This is a genomic window from Proteus terrae subsp. cibarius (assembly GCF_011045835.1).
In the GTDB taxonomy this organism is placed as follows: Bacteria; Pseudomonadota; Gammaproteobacteria; order Enterobacterales; family Enterobacteriaceae; genus Proteus; species Proteus cibarius.
The window spans coordinates 993,273-1,012,589 of the sequence record NZ_CP047349.1 but is presented as its reverse complement, the minus strand read 5'-3'; the positions used below and the strand labels follow the sequence as shown (position 1 = coordinate 1,012,589).

Annotated in this window: 14 protein-coding genes; 12 read left to right on the top strand and 2 right to left on the bottom strand. The window is 37.5% G+C overall.

The features are described from left to right. Nucleotides 1–33: 33 nt before the first annotated feature. Nucleotides 34–384, top strand: coding sequence for a ribonuclease G (locus GTH25_RS04615; RefSeq protein ID WP_075671540.1), 351 nt, complete (start codon nt 34–36; stop codon nt 382–384). Nucleotides 385–467: 83 nt separating this feature from the next. Here the strand turns inward: GTH25_RS04615 and GTH25_RS04610 are convergent, their stop codons facing one another. Beyond that, nucleotides 468–2,801: a TonB-dependent hemoglobin/transferrin/lactoferrin family receptor gene (locus GTH25_RS04610; protein WP_223672883.1), complete on the bottom strand. Its 2,334-nt coding sequence runs from the start codon at nt 2,799–2,801 to the stop codon at nt 468–470. A 549-nt stretch (nt 2,802–3,350) separates the two neighbouring features. Between GTH25_RS04610 and GTH25_RS04605 the strand changes: the two genes are divergently transcribed. The 8 genes from GTH25_RS04605 to emrB all read left to right on the top strand — a co-directional run bounded on the left by GTH25_RS04605 (nt 3,351) and on the right by emrB (nt 12,905). Further along, nucleotides 3,351–3,986 carry a CDP-alcohol phosphatidyltransferase family protein gene (locus GTH25_RS04605; protein ID WP_164530352.1) on the top strand — a complete coding sequence of 212 codons (636 nt, stop codon included), beginning with the start codon at nt 3,351–3,353 and terminating at the stop codon, nt 3,984–3,986. Next, nucleotides 3,983–5,752 (top strand): bifunctional alpha/beta hydrolase/class I SAM-dependent methyltransferase, encoded by a 1,770-nt coding sequence (locus tag GTH25_RS04600; RefSeq protein WP_156733091.1) that lies wholly within the window; start codon nt 3,983–3,985, stop codon nt 5,750–5,752. Before GTH25_RS04605 ends, GTH25_RS04600 begins: the two co-directional genes overlap by 4 nt. Nucleotides 5,753–5,856: 104 nt before the next feature. Then, a complete protein-coding gene (locus GTH25_RS04595) occupies nt 5,857–7,188 on the top strand; it encodes a phosphatase PAP2/dual specificity phosphatase family protein (protein WP_109420347.1) in 1,332 nt (443 codons plus the stop codon). Between the two features lie 10 nt (nt 7,189–7,198). Then, on the top strand, nt 7,199–7,606 hold the full coding sequence (locus GTH25_RS04590; RefSeq protein ID WP_075671532.1) for a hypothetical protein: 408 nt from the start codon (nt 7,199–7,201) through the stop codon (nt 7,604–7,606). Between the two features lie 166 nt (nt 7,607–7,772). Continuing rightward, a complete protein-coding gene (locus GTH25_RS04585) occupies nt 7,773–8,981 on the top strand; it encodes an MFS transporter (RefSeq protein WP_075671651.1) in 1,209 nt (402 codons plus the stop codon). 492 nt (nt 8,982–9,473) lie between these two features. Then, nucleotides 9,474–10,001, top strand: a complete 528-nt coding sequence (gene mprA / locus GTH25_RS04580; RefSeq protein ID WP_075671530.1) for a transcriptional repressor MprA — start codon at nt 9,474–9,476, stop codon at nt 9,999–10,001. Between the two features lie 192 nt (nt 10,002–10,193). Beyond that, the gene (gene emrA, locus GTH25_RS04575; RefSeq protein ID WP_075671528.1) at nt 10,194–11,372 is read left to right on the top strand and encodes a multidrug efflux MFS transporter periplasmic adaptor subunit EmrA; all 1,179 of its coding nucleotides are present in this window, start codon (nt 10,194–10,196) and stop codon (nt 11,370–11,372) included. 15 nt (nt 11,373–11,387) lie between these two features. After that, nucleotides 11,388–12,905 carry a multidrug efflux MFS transporter permease subunit EmrB gene (gene emrB, locus GTH25_RS04570; RefSeq protein ID WP_075671526.1) on the top strand — a complete coding sequence of 506 codons (1,518 nt, stop codon included), beginning with the start codon at nt 11,388–11,390 and terminating at the stop codon, nt 12,903–12,905. A gap of 92 nt (nt 12,906–12,997) precedes the next feature. On the opposite strand, the gene GTH25_RS04565 is transcribed toward emrB, so the two are convergent. Then, entirely contained in the window at nt 12,998–14,113 is a 1,116-nt protein-coding gene (locus tag GTH25_RS04565) for a tRNA/rRNA methyltransferase (protein WP_075671524.1), read from the bottom strand. Nucleotides 14,114–14,344: 231 nt separating this feature from the next. Here GTH25_RS04565 and GTH25_RS04560 point away from each other — a divergent pair, with 231 nt between their 5' ends. The 3 genes from GTH25_RS04560 to pssA all read left to right on the top strand — a co-directional run bounded on the left by GTH25_RS04560 (nt 14,345) and on the right by pssA (nt 19,281). After that, nucleotides 14,345–15,046 carry a tRNA-uridine aminocarboxypropyltransferase gene (locus GTH25_RS04560; RefSeq protein WP_075671522.1) on the top strand — a complete coding sequence of 234 codons (702 nt, stop codon included), beginning with the start codon at nt 14,345–14,347 and terminating at the stop codon, nt 15,044–15,046. A gap of 28 nt (nt 15,047–15,074) precedes the next feature. Continuing rightward, the gene (locus GTH25_RS04555; RefSeq protein WP_075671520.1) at nt 15,075–17,744 is read left to right on the top strand and encodes a bifunctional acetate--CoA ligase family protein/GNAT family N-acetyltransferase; all 2,670 of its coding nucleotides are present in this window, start codon (nt 15,075–15,077) and stop codon (nt 17,742–17,744) included. 178 nt (nt 17,745–17,922) lie between these two features. Beyond that, complete coding sequence (gene pssA / locus GTH25_RS04550; RefSeq protein ID WP_075671518.1) at nt 17,923–19,281, top strand: CDP-diacylglycerol--serine O-phosphatidyltransferase; 1,359 nt, start codon at nt 17,923–17,925, stop codon at nt 19,279–19,281. Nucleotides 19,282–19,317 lie beyond the last annotated feature (36 nt).

Here is a 19,317-nt window from a genome sequence, read left to right as displayed (position 1 = left end):
TTTATATTTATTATTTTAGATAAGGAATAAACTGTGTCTTACACTAATAAACCAGTACCTGAAGAAATTAAACGTTGGAACTGGGGTGCTTTCATGTTTAATATTATTTGGGGTTTTGGTAATAAATCCTATCTTCCATTATTAGCGCTTGTTCCTTTACTTAATCTTGTTTGGATTTTTGTCTGTGGTATTAAAGGGAATGAATGGGCTTGGAAAAGTGGTGATTACGATTCTGTTGAAACCTTTATGAAAGTACAAGAAACATGGAACAGAGCGGGCTTTGTTTACTTTATTATTAGTATTGTTATGGCTGTTCTTTTCTTTATTTTCTTCTTCACAACCATGATGGCAATGATTGCAACTTCTACATCACATGGTTATTAATTTAATATATCGAATATTGAATTCTTAATGTCAATAAACCCCATAATATTTATGGGGTTTATCTGTTTTTATTTTCAGTAATATTAGAAACGTTTTACCACAGTAAATCGATAATCACGTCCTACCCCTGAAACTGATTCACCTAAATAAGGGTAATAATCTCGGTTAAATAAATTCGCGACCGTAAAACGAACTTCCGTATTATCTATAAAAGAAGGTTCCCAATTCGCAAATAGACCATGTATTGCATAACCTTTACTTTTTGGTAGTGACCAATAGCCAGCATCAGGATCGGCATCCATTGGAGAACGACGCTGAGCACCAATAAAATCCCCCGTCCATCCCATATTAACGTTAATACTTGGTACTTTTACGCCAAGGGTGGCATGTAAAGCATCAGGTTGTATTTCAGCAATCCATGTTTTTTGACCAAACCACGGGTCGCGCGGTGATTGGTCACGTTTTCCTTTCATTGTTGAATATGCTAAACGGCCAAATACATTAGGGCTATTATAAAAGGCTTCGATTTCCAACCCTTGGATGTGGTAGCCCGGTAAATTACGGTAATTACCAATCGAAGGTGGGCAATTTCCATTATGTCCATCCACCTTTTGACTTTCACAATAGACACCGCGACGTCGGAAAATTTCGTCTTTACCACGAGTATCAAATAGTGTCGTTCTTAACTGCAGTTGATCTTCTTGCTGAATAACACTTTCAAAATCCGCAATTACACCAATTCGTGCAGCTCTTACTGTTTCTTTGTCTAGATGACGACTCGTTCCTGTTAAGCTAGAAACTCTTCCTTGAACTTCATACTGCTCATCAATCAATGGAGCTCGCCATGTATAGGTTAAATCACCAAAGAATCTGAAATTCTGATTCATTTTCCATAATAAACCTAAATGAGGTGTTGCCCCGCTATAAGTCACATCAGAGTAATCATGCCCATAATAGGGATCAGGATCTTGATAGGTAATCGCTCGGCTTCCTTTACCTTGATTTTTAACGATATCGTAGCGAACACCAGGAGTTATCGTCAGATTTCTATAGCTCATCGAATCTTGAATATAGAAACTGGTTGTCGTTTGCGTACCTTCTGGCATATAAGGTGGCGCATAATATCCATAGTTATAATTTGGATTTTTAGCTTTATCGCGAGTAAACATTAAAACATCACGATCATTACGATGCCAACGTGTTCCTACTAATACCTTATGCTCTAAAGCACCTTGCATAACTGTGCTTTCATTTTTAATTTCAATTTGATGATTTCGATAATCTACCCAACTTTGATTGCCCATACTGCCACTAAAATAGGAGCTCGCGGTCTCTGGGCGACTATCATTTTGTTTGGTTTTTGAGTAACCGTAGGTAAGTGTTAAATTAATTAAATCGGAATCAATCGGCTGAATATTCCATTTCACACTAAAGGTGTCATCTTTTTGATCACGATAAACTAATTTACGTTTCATCGCCGCATCAAAACCATATTTATCCACTTCAGCTTGGCTAGGTTTAGCTAGTTCATCACGTTTAGCCGCCCAAGGCGTCCAACCATCACTTTCTGATCGTGATGCTGATAACGTTAATGTTTGTGCTTCCGTTAAATAGATATTGGTCTTAATTAAAAAAGAATCCTGATCTGACTGTGAATAGCCAAATTTAGTCCCATCAGGACGTCGCAGATCGTCACTTTCACGACGGTTAAAATAGAATAATCCATCTGCTTGCCCATCCAGTAATTTACCGTATACCGCACCACTATAACGATTTTGTCTATCATTAGTATGGTGGCCATATTTTAAAAACATCCCAATATTCTGATCGGGTAGTAATAAGTCATCGGGATCTTTGGTTTCAATTCTCACCGAACCCCCAAAACCGCCATTTCCTTGAGTAATATTATGAGGCCCTTTATCAACATCTATACGACGGATTAATTCAGGATCAATAAAAATTGAACCTTGGCGATATTTCTCAAAGGTTTTAGGCGTACCATCAAGGGTAATTTTAATATCTTCAGGATTACCCATCCCCCAGATATTTAATGTTTGACCGCCCGGCCTTGGTGAACCCGATGATGAAATTCCGGGTAATTTATCCACCAGCTCTGCAATATTATTAGGCTGAATTCTATCGATATCTTTTAATGTTAGAACGGTACTTCCCGCATCAACACTTGAGTTGAGTTCACCTGATACATAGATAGGTTCAATAATAATCTTTTCACGCGATTTTGGTTGTGCAGGACTTTCCAACTTTGTGGATGTCGTTATTTCTGGTTTTACACTTTCAGTTGCATAGCTATTTAACGAAGTGAGTGAAGTCAATAATAATGCTATCGCTGATGACGAAAATGAAAATATCCCAATTCCCTGACGATAAGCATCATTTTTTGCTAAGAAATGGATCATAATAGTAGTATCTTTTTGTATGGTTATTAGTTTGATAGATGATTATAGATGTAACTAACAGCGCTAATTATGATAATGATAATAATTATCATTATCTAGTTTTTTTGCACTTATCACTCAATACAGATAACTACACTATCGATACACTCTTATTAGATTTAAATTTCATCTAAAATAATATTTATAATAAATTGAACTAATTTCATTAGTTATTATAAGGTATTTAATATCTCTTTTTTCATTTTCCTCACTTAATTCCCTAATTATAATTACGTACATATCACTAAAGAAAAATTAATCATTTTTAAAATAAAGAGAATAAAACAGACACGGAACAGTCTGATAATTACAATTTTGCGGATCTTATTTTCTCTTTATTTTGAGAGCTAAATAATTATTAACTCAAGTGAATTTTAAGCCTTAGTTTTATGTTTAAATCGTAAATAAATTAAAGTATTGAAATAAAGATATTCAATGAGATAAAAATCAGCTAATAATAAAATTATAATTATGAGGTAATATACGCACTTTTGAACACAAGGATGCGTCATGACAATTTATGACCTAAAGCCCAAATTTCAAGCTCTACTACGCCCTTATGTAGAACAGCTATTCACAAAAGGGATCACAGCAAATCAGGTCACACTTTTTGCCTTACTGTTATCCATTGCTATTGGTGGATTACTTTTGCTTTATCCTTATCCCCATTTATTTTTATTGCTCCCTTTCGTCCTCTTTTTTCGTATGGCGCTTAATGCCATAGATGGCATGCTTGCACGAGAACATAATCAAAAAAGTGCACTTGGGGCGATATTAAATGAAACCAGCGATGTTATTTCAGACATTGCACTCTATCTACCTTTTGCTTTTATTTTTCCACAAGCCTATTGGTGGATCATGCTGGCACTCTTTTTAATGATAATGACTGAGTTTTTAGGCGTGCTTGCCCAAACTATTCATGCTTCTCGTCGTTATGATGGCCCGATGGGAAAAAGTGATAGAGCCTTTATTTTCGGTGCTATCGCTTTTTTTATCGGATTATTCCCCTCCCTGACATTATCAGAAAACACGCATTATCTTTTTATTATTATTAATTTATTACTTTTGTTGACTTGTTATCACCGAATTCATCGCGCACTAAAAGAAGCAATGATGACAGATAAAGATAAGGATACATCGTTATGAATCAACAACCGCAATATCAAACTCAAAGGAATATGATTGAGTCTGAATTTACCACCAGCGATAAAACACCTCTGTATTATCGCCATTGGCCTGCTCAAATTACCACTGAATCAAAAGCAATCATTTTATTTCACCGAGGTCATGAACACTCAGGTCGTGTTTCTCATCTAGTGGATGAGTTAGATCTTCCTGATTTTTCAATGTTTGCTTGGGATGCTCGAGGTCATGGTAAAAATCAAGGCGCTCGCGGTTATAGCCCATCAATGGGAACTTCAATAAAAGATATAGACGAATTCGTTCATTACATTTCATCCAACTATAATATTCCAATGGAGAATATTCTGGTTGTTGGCCAAAGTGTAGGCGCCGTTTTAGTTACTGGTTGGGTACACGATTATGCCCCTAAGATCCGCGGTATGGTGTTAGCTTCCCCTGCATTTAAAGTGAAATTATATGTTCCTTTTGCACGCACAGGTCTTGCCTTGATGCAAAAAGTTCGCGGGCTTTTTTATGTTAATTCATACGTGAAAGCTAAATACTTAACCCATGATCAAAATCGCATCGACTCTTTTAACCAAGACTCGCTGATCACTCGCCCTATTGCCGTCAATATTTTATTAGAGCTTTATAAAACGGCTGATCGTGTTGTTGAAGATGCAAGTGCAATTACTTTACCAACACAGTTGTTTATTTCAGGCAATGACCATGTGGTCCACGCCAAGCCTCAACATCTTTTCTATGAACGTTTAAACACATCTATCAAAGAAAAGCATGTCTTACCTGGCTTTTACCACGATACTTTAGGTGAGAAAGACAGAATTATTCCTATCAATAAAATGCGTAGCTTTATTGAAACCTTATTTGCACAACCACTTTATCAACATGATTACCAACATGAAGATACTTGGAGTCATAGTGCAGATGTTTATCGTGCATTACAGACGCCACTCCCTAAATATTGCCCAAAAAGACTTTATTACAAAGTACTTAGCCGTTCTATGAGTACTTTAGGTAAAGCATCAGAAGGTGTTGCTCTGGGTTACGATAAAGGTTTTGATTCCGGATCGACGCTGGATTATGTCTACCGTAATCAACCTCAAGGGAAAGGCTTATTTGGTCGGGTTGTTGATAGACAATATTTAAATAGTATTGGTTGGCAAGGAATTCGCCAACGTAAAATCAATATTGAAAATACAATCCGCTACGCAATTCGCCAATTAATACAAAATAATATGCCGGTGCACATTATGGATATCGCAGCAGGACAAGGGCGCTATCTTTTTGATGCAGTTAATGATTATGGTAAGGTCGATTCGATTTTAATGCGTGATTATAGCGCCATTAACGTTGAACAAGGCAATATTGCGATTAAAGAACGCCACTTAGAAGACAAAGTGCGTTTTGAAGAAGGTAACGCCTTTGATGCAGAAAGCTTGAGTGCGGTTTCTCCGTCACCAACTTTAGGTATTGTCAGTGGTCTCTATGAATTATTCCCTGAAAATCATCTGCTAAAAGAGTCTTTAAAAGGATTATCGCAGGCGATCCCTAGTGGCGGCTTATTAATTTATACCTGCCAACCTTGGCACCCTCAGCTTGAAATGATTGCGCGTGTATTACCTAGTCACCAAAACGGACAACCTTGGATCATGCGTTGCCGTAGTCAGGGTGAAATGGATGCTTTAGTTAATGAAGCTGGTTTTGAAAAGTTAGATCAACAAATTGATCATTGGGGTATTTTCAGTGTATCGATAGCAAAACGTCGCTAACAGAATGCACCATCAATAACCGAGCTATCGCTATATGGCAACATATAGCGATAATTTTAATTCATGGTAAAAATAGAAACATAAGCAAAGAAAGGAATTTTAATATGGGTGGAACCCAACACACTCAAATAACATCATCTAGAAAAAGTATCTGGCTTGCTGGTATTGTATGGCTATTGTTTCTTGCTCCATTTTTCTATTTAACTTATATGCAAGTTAACACTTATACTTCCACTTTATCTGATGTTCCTTCTTTTGTTTATTCATGGGAAAAAGCGATCCCCTTTTTACCTTGGACAATCATTCCTTATTGGAGTGTGAATATTGCCTATGGTATTTCACTGATTATTTGTACAACATTAAGAGAACAATTTATACATGGGTTACGTTTAATTGTTGCCTCTCTTATTGCTTGTGCTGGTTTTTTATTATTCCCTTTAAAATTTAGTTTTATTCGCCCAACAACGGAAGGGATTTCTGGTTGGTTATTTACCCAATTAGAAGGTTTCGATTTACCTTATAACCAAGCTCCTTCTTTGCACATAATCTTGTTGTGGATACTTTGGTTACGTTTTCGCGCACATACTCCAAAATCATGGCAATGGTTTTTAAATTTATGGTCATTGCTTATTGCTGTTTCTGTACTGACAACCTGGCAACATCACTTTATCGATATTATTACGGGCTTTGGTGTCGGCGTGTTTATCTGTTATTTATTACCAATAAACTCTCGTTGGAAATGGCATTTTACAGGCAGTAAACGCAGTTTACGTATTGGTAAAAACTATGCGTTATCAGCAATGGTGTTTTATCTGTTATCTTTTGGCTTACAAGGTTTCTTTTGGATTTTTCTCTGGCCTGCAATCGCATTAACGTTTGTGACTTTAGGTTATTTAGGGGCAGGCGCTTCTATTTTTCAAAAAAACTCCCAAGGTGAAATTCCCCTTTCTGCACAGATAATCCTATTGCCTTATCGCTTTTTTGCTTGGTGTACTTATCGCTATTATTTAACTCGTTGCCAAACACCTAGTTTAGTGACTGAAGGTATTTTATTAGGTGGACGCCCCCTTTATAAATTAGAAGCGAACGCCGTCTTTGATTTAACCTGTGAGTGGCCAAGAAACAAGTTTAGCCAAAACCAGCTTTATTTAGCGCAACCTCAAATCGATTTATTACCATTATCTCCTGATGATATCAGCAAAGCCATGTTGTCTCTGGAACAGCTTAGCCAAGTAGGAACAGTTTATATTCATTGCAAATTAGGCTATTCGCGCAGTGCAACTATTGTCGTTGCATGGTTAGTTAACAGTGGCACAGTAGATACTTTGGAAGAAGCGATAAAACAGGTTTATCAAATACGCCCTCAGGTGATTTTAAATCCAGAAACACAAGAGGCATTACAAATTTGGTATTCGCGTTTCCAACAAAATAAATAACGAGATAACGATGCTGACAACAAAAACCAGCGGTAAAGTGATTGTGTCTTTAACACAAAGTTGGCGCTATTTACTGCTTTTATCACTATTACCTTATATAAGCACATGGCCTGTATTTAGCCTTCATTTTCATAATAAACTGACTTTCTTTGTTGCTTCTCTTTTATTTTTATTTACGCAATATCACCTTTTTCGTTTATGGCTTGATAGTCATTTTTTTCAAGTACTTTATCGCTATCAAGATGATGTTAGTTTTGATGAAAGCCTCTCTACGTTATTTCCTAAACGACCCAAAAAACAGACAATGGAAGATCGCTGGCTAGGTACTAAACGTCTATTTTCTTTTGCCTTGCTTGGCGTTTCAGTTCAATGGATATGGTGTTTGGTTATGCTCTTTTTTACGCTTTTTAGTTATTAATAAGCTAAAATTAATGTTTATTTATTATATAAAACAATATGCTATAAGAATAAAGTCTAAGGTTTTGTATCAAATTAATTGAACATCTCTATCACAGTAATTCTTTTCTCAAAAAAATAACTCATGTTACTATCATTTACCTTATAAATGATTTGTTATGAGTATTATGGAAAACACCGCACCACAAACATCGCTAAGCAAAGGTCTTATTTTACTTATGGCGGTTGCTACAGGTATGGTTGTTGCCAGTAACTACTACGCACAACCGCTACTGGATTCAATCGCAAACTATTTCCACATATCTGCAACTTTGGCTGGATTTATTGTTACCACCGCGCAATTAAGTTATGCCATAGGATTAATGTTATTAGTGCCTCTTGGCGATATTTTTGAACGTCGCTCACTGATTATTACCATGACATTAATTTCAGCAAGTGGCCTATTAATTACTGCTATGGCATCTAATATTTGGGTGATGTTAATAGGAACTGCGCTCTCAGGTATGTTCTCAGTGGTAGCTCAAATTCTTGTTCCTTTTGCTGCAACCCTTGCAGCACCTCATCAACGAGGAAAAGCTGTCGGCACGATTATGAGTGGTCTCTTACTCGGGATCTTACTGGCGAGAACTGCATCTGGGTTAATGGCGTCATTTACTAATTGGCAAGGTATTTTCTGGGTAGCAAGTATTTTTCTGGCGATTTTAGCTATCACTTTATGGCGTTGCTTGCCGACTTATAAAAGTGAAACAAACTTAAATTATTTTCAGTTGCTAGGCTCTATTTTCAAATTATTTGCAACAACGCCTGTATTAAGAACTCGTTCATTAGTTGGCGCACTTATTTTTGCTCACTTTGGTTTATTGTGGACCTCAATGGCCTTTTTATTGGCATCTGAACCTTTTAATTACTCAGATGCCGTGATTGGTTTATTTGGTCTTGTGGGTGCTGCAGGTGCATTAATGGCAGGAAAAGCAGGCGTATTAGTGGATAAAGGAAAAGGCAAGAAAACCACCACTGTAGGGCTGGTTCTCCTATTTCTTTCTTGGGGCTTTATCATTATTGCACCTTATTATCACTGGATTGGGCTCATCAGCTTTATTATTGGCGTTGTCCTGCTAGACTTAGCTGTTCAAGGTGTTCATGTCACAAATCAGAGCACCATATACCGTATTTTACCTGATGCTAGAAACCGCCTAACTGCCGCTTATATGACAAGCTATTTTATTGGTGGTGCATTAGGATCTTTACTATCAGGCTATGCTTATCATCAATATGGATGGACAGGTGTATCCATCGCCGGATTAATCATCGGCGTTATCGGTCTTATTGTTTGGTTTTTAGGTTATAAAAATGATCCAATAATCCACGTCGAATAATTTTCAGACCCAAGGATGGGTTATATTATTTCTTCAATCCCACTCTAATCAGAATAAAATGTGAATGTTTTAACCGCGTGATTACTATTAATGTATATCATCATCCCATTCTTTATTAAGAAAATTATATCAATCCTACCAATAAAGCACTATATAAATAATCTCACATCAATATTATCCACATAGCAACCATTGGTAGTGATAATAAATTTATTACGTGTTTTATCGTAAAAAATGATCCCTTTTTTCGCAAATAGACTACTATTCATTGTCAGATAAGTGATAAATTGATTTTATTAACTTATTGTAAAGAGATAAGTACCTATTCTTTTTTTTGTGTTATCATTCAGAAAATTTATGAATCAGGTAACATAATCAAAAAAACATAGTGACTATAAATAATAAAAATTGCTAAATTGTGTGTTTAATATACCATTTAACATGTTGATAACAGCGTTATCCTAATTTTCGAAACTAACAAGGTGTCTAAAAATGGAAAGCTCATTTACGCCAACAGAAGAATTACTAAACACTCGCGCTACACAACAGAAATCGCTTAACAAAGATATTCCTTATCAAGAAATTTTGTTAACTCGCCTTTCTATGCATGTTCAAAGCAAACTTCTTGAAAGTCGTAATAATATGTTGAAGTCTCAGGGTATTAACGAGACATTATTTATGGCACTAATGATTTTAGATACGACAGAAAATCGTAGTATTCAACCATCAGAATTAAGTGCAGCTTTAGGCTCTTCAAGAACAAATGCAACACGCATTGCTGATGAGCTTGAAAAGCAAGGTTGGATTGAACGTCGTGAAAGCCATAATGACCGCCGTTGTTTACATCTCCATTTGACTGATGCTGGTGAAGAGTTTTTAAATAGCTTATTGCCACCGCAACATCAGTGCTTAAAACAAATCTGGTCTGTATTAGATCAATCTGAACAAAGACAGCTTGAAACGCTAATGCGTAAGTTATTATTACAATTAGATACTTTGGCTGAAAAAGATTGTGAATAAGCAGCATAATAAATAGTTTTATTGATCTAATCCTATTTAAGCCATAAATCGGCAAACATACTTACCCATTAGCATTTATAATTTACCTTCACGCTAATAATTATTCTAAGATTGACTTTATAATTATGTTTCCAGTTTTAATACTGGAAACATATCTAATGATGTTTTTCTGGTTTTATGGAGATCTTCTAAATGAGTGTTAATGAGGAAACTACCCCCCCTCAGGCTCCCATTCGCAATAAAAAACGAACTCGCCGAAATGTTCTACTATTGCTAACCATCCTATTTATTGTTGCTGGTGCGGCTTACTCCGCTTATTGGTTTATGGTGTTAAGGCATCATGAAACGACAGATAATGCTTATGTGACTGGCAATCAAATCATGGTGATGCCACAGATTTCTGGTTCTGTTACCACTGTTTATGTGGATAACACCGATTTTGTAAAAGCCGGTGAACCCTTAGTTTTATTAGATTCAAGTGATGAAAAACTGGCATTAGAAAAAGCAAAAACAGCATTAGCTAATAGTGTTCGCCAAATGCATCAGCAAATCATCAATGGTCGTCAATTAAAAGCAAATATCGTTTTACGTGAAACAGAGCTCACTAAATTACAAAACGATCTTCGTCGCCGTGAAGTTTTAGGTGAACGCAACGTCATTGGTAAAGAAGAACTTCAACATGCTAGAGAAGCTGTTTCTACCGCAAGAGCGGCTTTAGAAGTTGCAAGAGAGCAATATAATGCTAATCAAGCAATTATCTTAAATACACCAATTGCAAAACAACCTTCTGTTTTACAAGCATCAACTGATGTTCGTAATGCATGGCTGGCTTTAGAACGTACTAAAATTTTAAGCCCAACAGATGGCTATGTTTCACGTCGTAGCGTTCAAGTTGGTGCACAAGTCTCACCGGGTAAACCTTTAATGGCCGTTGTTCCTGTAACGGGTATGTGGATTGATGCCAACTTTAAAGAAACTCAACTCGCGAATATGCGAATTGGTCAACCTGCAAAGATAACAACTGACTTTTACGGTAAAAAAGTCATTTATCACGGCACTGTATTAGGTTTAGATATGGGAACAGGTAGTGCTTTCTCATTATTACCTGCGCAAAATGCCAGTGGTAACTGGATAAAAGTCGTTCAACGCTTACCTGTTCGCATTTCACTCGATGAAAAAGAATTAGCGGAAAAGCCTCTGCGTATTGGCCTTTCTTCTGAAGTGACAGTCGATACGATTAACCTTGATGGAAAAGTATTATCACACAGTGAACGCCAAGCACCTGCTTATCATACTGATGCTTTAAACATTGATATGTCAGAGATTAATAAACTGATCAATGAAATCATTGAACAAAATGCAGGACAATAAAGGCGAGGTGTAAAGGTGATCAAAGAGCCATTACAAGGAGGAAAACTTGCTTTAATGACCATCGCCCTTGCGTTGGCCACCTTTATGCAAGTTCTCGATTCTACAATCGCTAACGTAGCCATTCCAACTATTGCAGGAAACTTAGGTGCCTCTAACTCTCAGGGGACTTGGGTTATTACCTCTTTTGGGGTGGCAAACGCTATTTCTATCCCTATCACAGGTTGGTTAGCAAAACGTATTGGTGAAGTTCGACTTTTTATGTGGTCAACGGCACTTTTTGCGTTAACATCTTGGCTTTGTGGTATTTCACAAAGTCTTGAAATGCTTATTTTCTTTCGTGTGCTTCAAGGTTTAGTTGCTGGGCCACTAATTCCTTTATCGCAAAGTTTGTTATTGAATAACTATCCACCAGCCAAACGAAACATGGCGCTTGCACTATGGTCAGTGACCATTGTTGTGGCACCTATTTTAGGACCAATTTTAGGTGGCTACATCAGTGATAACTACCATTGGGGATGGATATTTTTTATTAACGTTCCATTTGGTGTGTTGATTATTATGTGTATATCAAACACCTTAGCTGGACGAGAAACAAAAACTGAAATTAAACCAATAGATACCATTGGCCTTGTTTTACTTATCGTAGGTATTGGTGCGTTACAAATCATGCTCGATCAGGGTAAAGAGCTCGATTGGTTTAATTCGACAGAAATTATAGTCCTCACTATTGTGGCTGTTGTTGCACTTAGCTTCTTAATTGTTTGGGAGTTAACAGACGATCATCCAGTGATAGATCTTTCTCTCTTTAAGAGTCGAAACTTTACCATTGGCTGTGTCACGCTCAGCCTCGCCTATATGATCTATTTTGGCACCATTGTTTTACTACCACTGCTTTTACAAGAGGTCTTTGGTTATACAGCAACATGGGCAGGATTAGCATCAGCATCGGTAGGTTTATTACCTTTAATTATCACACCGATTATAGGTAAATTTGGTGGTAAAGTAGATTTACGCTATATCATCAGCTTTAGCTTTATTATGTTTTCTGTGTGTTTTTATTGGCGAGCTTATACCTTCGAGCCAGGAATGGATTTTGCCACTGTGGCATGGCCTCAATTCTGGCAAGGTTTAGCGGTTGCGTGTTTCTTTATGCCATTAACGACAATGACATTATCTGGACTACCTCCAGAAAAAATGGCATCAGCATCAAGTCTTTCGAACTTCTTAAGAACATTGGCTGGGGCTATTGGCGCATCGTTAACTACAACGATTTGGACACAAAGAGAATCACTTCACCATGAAACCTTTGTAGAAAAAATTAATCCACTCGATCCTGATTCGCAAATGGCATACCAACAAATGAATGATCTTGGTCTTTCAAATGAACAAGCATCTGCATATTTAGCCAAGACGATTACAGAACAGGGATTAATTATTTCAGCCAATGAGATTTTTTGGTTAGCTGCTGGTATTTTCCTTATTATGATGATCGTGGTTTGGTTTGCTAAACCCCCATTCTCACCGGGAAAATAACGCAATTCACGTAGATCTTATGCATAAAAAACCGCTTAAATCACAATGACTAAGCGGTTTTTTATCATTCTTTATTTAAAACTATAAAGCAATTAGCCTTGGTGCTGACGCCACCATTCTGCTAATAACACACCAGAAGCCACAGAGACATTTAAGCTTTCAACGTGACCAGTACCACCGATGTAAATGCTCATATCACCTTGATTTAAAGTGCTTTCACTTAAGCCATCTTTCTCTTGACCTAAGATCAGAACCATTTTCGCTGGTAATTGTGCTTTTGATAATGGCACACTGCCTTTATGGCTTGATGTTGCCACCAGCGTATAACCCGCTTTTTTAAATTTATCTAACGTTTGAGCAAAGTTATCAGCATCAATACCTTGGATATATTCTGCACCACCTTCTGCGGTACGAACAGCAGCACCAGATTCTAATACAGCAGAATCAGGAGAGATAACCCCTTTCACACCAAAGTGCGCACAGCTACGCATAATTGCACCTACGTTATGTGGATTACCCACATCTTCAAGTGCTAATACGCAATCATGTTCAGGTGCATCTTTCAGATAGGTTTCTGCATCATGACCAACACGTTTTTTAATTAAGAAGCACACGCCACCGTGGTGATCAGTACGAGCGGCTTTTACCATCTCTTCTTCTTCAACAACGTGATAGGCTTTACGGTTTGCAGCCATCCATTTTAGCGCATCACGAAAACGTGGTGTCACATCTTGTAAAAACCAAGCACGAACAATCGCATCAGGACGATTTTTAAACATTGCTTGGCAAGCATTTTCACCATAAATACGCGTCTCTTCTAAACGCTGACGACGCAACTGTTCAGGATCGATCTGGCTCTTACCAGTAATGCCATCGTGCTCTTTGATTGCTTCTTCACCAGCAGGGCGAGAAACCGTTTTCCATGGAGAAAAACTTCCGCCTTCACTATCACGAGAAGGTTTTGATTCATTACGTGATGTACCACGCCCTGAAGGCTTACCTGCACCGCGGTCATCACGACGAGAAAATTTGTTATCACCGCGTTTATTGTCACGACTTCTATCGTCACGTTTATCACCACGGTTTTTATCACCACGACCATTTTCAGGACGGCGGGATGGTTTTTTAGGTTTATTATCGGCATTGTCCTCACTACGGACATACATTACTTTTACTTTGCCGTTTTTACCTTCATAAGAATCGTTCATTTGTCTCTCCAACTGCAATAGGGGCGCAGATTACATGATAGTTTAGCAACTGTCACCGAGAGAATCACGCACAGGAATCGATAAACTAATCAGGATCAATTGATAATTAACTTCATCTCATAGATAACTAATATATCAGTATGATTTTTATGATAAAAATACACTGAATAGTTTGTTTGTTTTGAACATGATAATATTCGATTCTTTTTTATAAGTATTGGTCAATCTGTTATGCATGACAATGCAGTCTCTCGACTTCGTCAATATCGACTTTCGATTTCAACCCGCCCTTTTAAAGCGCGAGGTTTTCGTACAAAACGTTGTACTTTTTGCTTATTACCTGAAAAACAGTGTCTTTGTGACACGATCATCAATCAACCAGCAAAAAGCCAATTTTGTTTATTGATGTATGATACTGAAGTGATGAAGCCAAGTAATACGGGGAAATTAATTGCCGATGTATTACCAGACACACAGGCATTTTTATGGTCCCGAACTGAGCCAGAACAGGCCTTGCTTGATCTAATCAATACACCTGACAGACAAGCTTATGTTGTATTCCCTGAAAGCTATGCATCAAGTGAACGTGTTGTATACAACCAACTCCCAGCCAATAGCAAACCGCCTTTATTTATCCTCCTTGATGGCACTTGGAGTGAAGCCCGCAAAATGTTTCGCAAAAGCCCTTATCTCGATTCATTGCCTCTTTTTTCTTTAAATGAGGCAATTAAATGTGAGTACGTACTTCGCCAAGCAGCAAAAGAAGATCAACATTGTACAGCAGAAGTTGCTGCTTCTATTTTAGAGAATGTCGGCGATATTCAAGCCTCACAACAGCTTTTTTCTCATTTTAGTTACTTTCGTCAACAATATTTACTTGGAAAACCAGACCGGAGTCAGGCAAAAGAAGATCAAATCAGCTACATTGAATAGCAGTTGATAATGAAACTCTGGAGTGGATATGAGCCAACGAGGTCTTGAAGCACTATTACGTCCTAAATCTATTGCAGTGATTGGCGCCTCTGAAAAATTAGGTCGAGCAGGAACCACCATGATGAAAAATTTGCTCAGTGGTGGATTTAATGGCCCAGTGTTTCCAATTAATCCTGCTCGCGGCTCTGTCTCTGGTGTTTTCACTTATCCTTCTATTGATAAATTACCTCAAGTACCTGATCTCGCGATTATTTGTACACATCATCGTCGCAACCTTGAATTACTGAAACAATTAGGTGAGTCTGGTTGCAAAGCTGTAATTGTACTTTCTGCACAACCTGAACAATTTCAGCCAATAAAATTACTTTGCCAGCAATATCACATCCGTTTACTTGGCCCAAATAGTTTGGGGCTTTTAGCTCCATGGCAAGGTTTAAATGCCAGCTTTTCGCCTCTTCCAGTTAAAAAAGGAAAACTCGCTTTTATTTCGCAATCAGCTGCTGTCGCCAACACAATTTTAGATTGGGCTTATTATCGCAATATTGGCTTTTCTTATTTTATTGCATTAGGTGACAACCAAGATATCCAAGTTGATGATTTACTGGATTTTCTGGCAAGAGACAGTAAAACTAGTGCAATTTTATTGCATCTCGAACATATAAAAGATGCACGGCGTTTTATGTCAGCATCGCGTAGTGCTTCGCGCAACAAGCCTATTCTGGTGATAAAAAGTGGTCGAACCCAAAAAGCTCAACTGCTATTAGGTGATACACCAAGTTATGACGTGGCTTATGATGCGGCTTTTCAACGTGCTGGATTATTGCGAGTACAAGATACTCATGAGATGTTTTCTGCCGTTGAAACACTTAGCTATATGACGCCTTTAAAAGGCGAAAGATTGATGATTATGAGTAATGGCTCTGCACCTGCTGCAATGGCCGTTGATGAGCTATTTTTACATTCAGGAAAGCTTGCACAACTTACAGATGATACAAAACAAAAGCTACAAAGTGTTATTCAAGAAGAAAATGCTATTCGTAACCCACTAAACTTAGGTGATGATACAACCGTTGATCGTTATATTTTGGCATTGAATTGTTTGTTAGATAGCCATGATCATGATGCATTACTCCTTATTCACACACCTAGTGCCATAGCCCCTAGCATTGAAACAGCACAACGAGTCATAGAAGCCATCAATAAACACCCTAGACGTAAATGGCTTACCGTTTTCACTAACTGGGGCGGAGAATATTCATCTCAACAATCACGTAAATTATTTAGTGAAGCTGGAATTCCAACCTATCGAACACCTGAAGGTGCCGTCACCGCATTTATGCATATGGTGGAATATCGTCGAAATCAAAAACAGCTAAAAGAAACACCAGCACTGCCTCTAGATATCAAAATGAATACACAGCAAGCACATCGTTGCATTGAAGAGGCATTAAAAAATAAGCAATATCGATTAGATACACACCAAGTTCAGCCAATTATGGAAGCTTATGGTTTTAATACACTTCCTACTTGGATTGCTCATAATGCACAAGAAGCTGTCAATATCGCTGAAAAAATTGGTTATCCTGTTGCTCTGAAATTACGTTCTCCTGATATCCCGCATAAGTCCGAAGTACAAGGTGTTATGCTTTATCTCCGAGACAGTACAGAAGTATCATCAGCAGCACATGCCATTATAGGGCGTGTTACAGAACTTTACCCCCAAGCACAAATTCAGGGTTTATTGGTGCAAAGTATGGCAAATCGCGCTGGCTCTCAGGAACTGCGCGTCGCAATAGAGCAAGATCCTATTTTTGGCCCATTAATTGTCTTAGGTGAAGGGGGGGTTGAGTGGCAAATAGAAACTAAAGCTGCTGTTGCTTTACCACCTCTTAATATGGCACTTGCCCGTTATCTGGTTATTAATGCAATAAAAAGCGGAAAGATACAACCTAGAAGTGCTTTACAGCCTCTAAATATATTAAGTCTAAGTCATTTTTTGGTACAGGTTTCTCACTTACTTTTAGATTGTCCACAAATTATCAGATTAGATATTCACCCTCTACTGGCTTCAGGTAATGATTTTACATTGCTCGATGTTGCGATGGAGTTATCACCACTACAAGGTGATCCTCATCAAAGACTCTCTATTCGCCCTTATCCCAATGAATTAGAAGAAACATTCTTCCTAAGAGATAACAATCCTTGCTTTATCCGCCCTATTTTGCCGGAAGATGAACCGTTACTGAAAACGTTTATAAACCAAGTGACAAAAGAAGATCTTTATTATCGCTATTTTAGTGAGATCAGTGAGTTTACACATGACGATCTCGCAAATATGACTCAAATTGACTACGATCGAGAAATGGCTTTTGTTGCGATCCGAAATCCAAAAGATCATCCTGAAATCATTGGGGTTGCTCGTGCAATGGCAGATCCAGATAATCAGCATGCAGAATTTGCTATTCTTGTGCGTTCTGATTTAAAAGGAAATACTTTAGGTCATCAACTTATGACTAAACTTATCAACTATACTAGAGAACATGGTATTAAACGTTTAACCGCGATAACAATGCCTGAAAATCGCAACATGATAAGTTTAGCGAAAAAATTGGGATTTTCTGTTGAAGTACAATTTGATGAAGGAATAGTCAATCTTGATTTACAGCTTGGATCTTCAAACGATAGCCCAATGCTATAATCATTAGAGAAAGTATCTTTATGTGATTGTTCGCGCATCCTTTGATAAATTAGCTATATATGATGATTTTATGCGTACATCCCATATAACTAATGTTATGATCAGAAGATCGGTTAAAGAAAATCTACATGGACGATGGCTCCATCTGCCATCATAAACAAGAGAATTAAGCACTGTGATGTTGTCTAAACTAAAACTTGCTAAGCATCAACAACACCTTGCACAACTGCCTAAATTAGCTCAGTCAGTTGCTGATGTTGAAACGCTTTATCAGACGTCCGCGTTTCGCAGCACCTTATTGAAATACATTGCTCAAGCAAAGAAAGAGATCTTTATTACAGCTCTTTACCTAGAGCACGATGAGGCTGGTGAAGAGATCCTTGATGCGCTTTACACCGCAAAACAACAACGTCCTGAATTATCCATTACCGTTATTGTTGACTGGCACCGTGCTCAACGTGGGCGTATTGGTGTCTCTGCTGATGCTACAAATGCAGATTGGTACTATCATACTGCACAGCAACACCCTGATATTGAGATCCCTATTTACGGCATTCCCGTAAACACTCGTGAAGCATTAGGTGTATTACATCTTAAAGGTTTTATCTTTGATGATACAATTATCTATAGTGGCGCAAGTATTAATAATGTTTACTTGCATAAACTAGATAAATATCGTTATGACAGATACCACATTATCCAAAATAGCGAATTAGCTTCCACAATGAAACAATTTATTGTGTCTGATCTTTTGCAATCAGAAGCGATTCAACGACTGGATATCAAAGATAGAGTTCGTTGTGCCGAAATTAAAAATTGTATTCGTCAATTTCGTTTCAATTTACGTACTCGTGATGGCTATGATATTAAAGCCAATGCTTCTAACAACGAGCTGGCAGTAACACCTTTAATGGGTTTAGGTAAGAAAAATATCTTAAATAAGACAATTTCTCACCTTATGGCTTCTACTGAAGAAAAACTTGTTATTTGTACACCTTATTTTAATTTACCTGCGATCCTTGTACGCCAAATCAGCCATTTATTAAGAAATGGCAAGCAAGTCGAAATTATTATTGGTGATAAAACAGCAAATGACTTCTATATTCCGCCAGAAGAACCATTTAAAATTATTGGCGCATTGCCTTATCTCTATGAAATGAACTTGCGTAAATTTACCCAACGTTTCCAGCGGTTTATTGATAGCGACCAATTAACAGTAAGACTTTGGAAAGATAGCGATAATACATATCACTTAAAAGGTATGTGGGTAGATGATAACTGGCAATTAATTACTGGTAATAATCTTAATCCGCGTGCATGGGGATTAGATTTAGAGAATGCCATATTAATTCATGATCCTAAACATGAATTACATGAGCAACGACACAAAGAGTTAGAATGTATTCGCCAACATACTATTGTCGTGAAACATTACCAAGATCTAGAAAGTATTAAGCTTTATCCTCTAAAAGTGAAAAAATTAATTAAACGCTTACGACGTATTCGTGTTGATAGATTAATCAGCCGCATACTTTAATTGATGCTTCATTTGATAAGCCTTGCTAAATTACAG

Coding starts and splice junctions, on each gene's coding strand:
- GTH25_RS04610 (WP_223672883.1), bottom strand. CDS start 2,801: ATGATCCATTTCTTAGCAAAAAATGATGCTTATCGTCAGGGAATTGGG.
- GTH25_RS04605 (WP_164530352.1), top strand. CDS start 3,351: ATGACAATTTATGACCTAAAGCCCAAATTTCAAGCTCTACTACGCCCT.
- GTH25_RS04600 (WP_156733091.1), top strand. CDS start 3,983: ATGAATCAACAACCGCAATATCAAACTCAAAGGAATATGATTGAGTCT.
- GTH25_RS04595 (WP_109420347.1), top strand. CDS start 5,857: ATGGGTGGAACCCAACACACTCAAATAACATCATCTAGAAAAAGTATC.
- GTH25_RS04590 (WP_075671532.1), top strand. CDS start 7,199: ATGCTGACAACAAAAACCAGCGGTAAAGTGATTGTGTCTTTAACACAA.
- GTH25_RS04585 (WP_075671651.1), top strand. CDS start 7,773: ATGGAAAACACCGCACCACAAACATCGCTAAGCAAAGGTCTTATTTTA.
- mprA (WP_075671530.1), top strand. CDS start 9,474: ATGGAAAGCTCATTTACGCCAACAGAAGAATTACTAAACACTCGCGCT.
- emrA (WP_075671528.1), top strand. CDS start 10,194: ATGAGTGTTAATGAGGAAACTACCCCCCCTCAGGCTCCCATTCGCAAT.
- GTH25_RS04565 (WP_075671524.1), bottom strand. CDS start 14,113: ATGAACGATTCTTATGAAGGTAAAAACGGCAAAGTAAAAGTAATGTAT.
- GTH25_RS04560 (WP_075671522.1), top strand. CDS start 14,345: ATGCATGACAATGCAGTCTCTCGACTTCGTCAATATCGACTTTCGATT.
- GTH25_RS04555 (WP_075671520.1), top strand. CDS start 15,075: ATGAGCCAACGAGGTCTTGAAGCACTATTACGTCCTAAATCTATTGCA.
- pssA (WP_075671518.1), top strand. CDS start 17,923: ATGTTGTCTAAACTAAAACTTGCTAAGCATCAACAACACCTTGCACAA.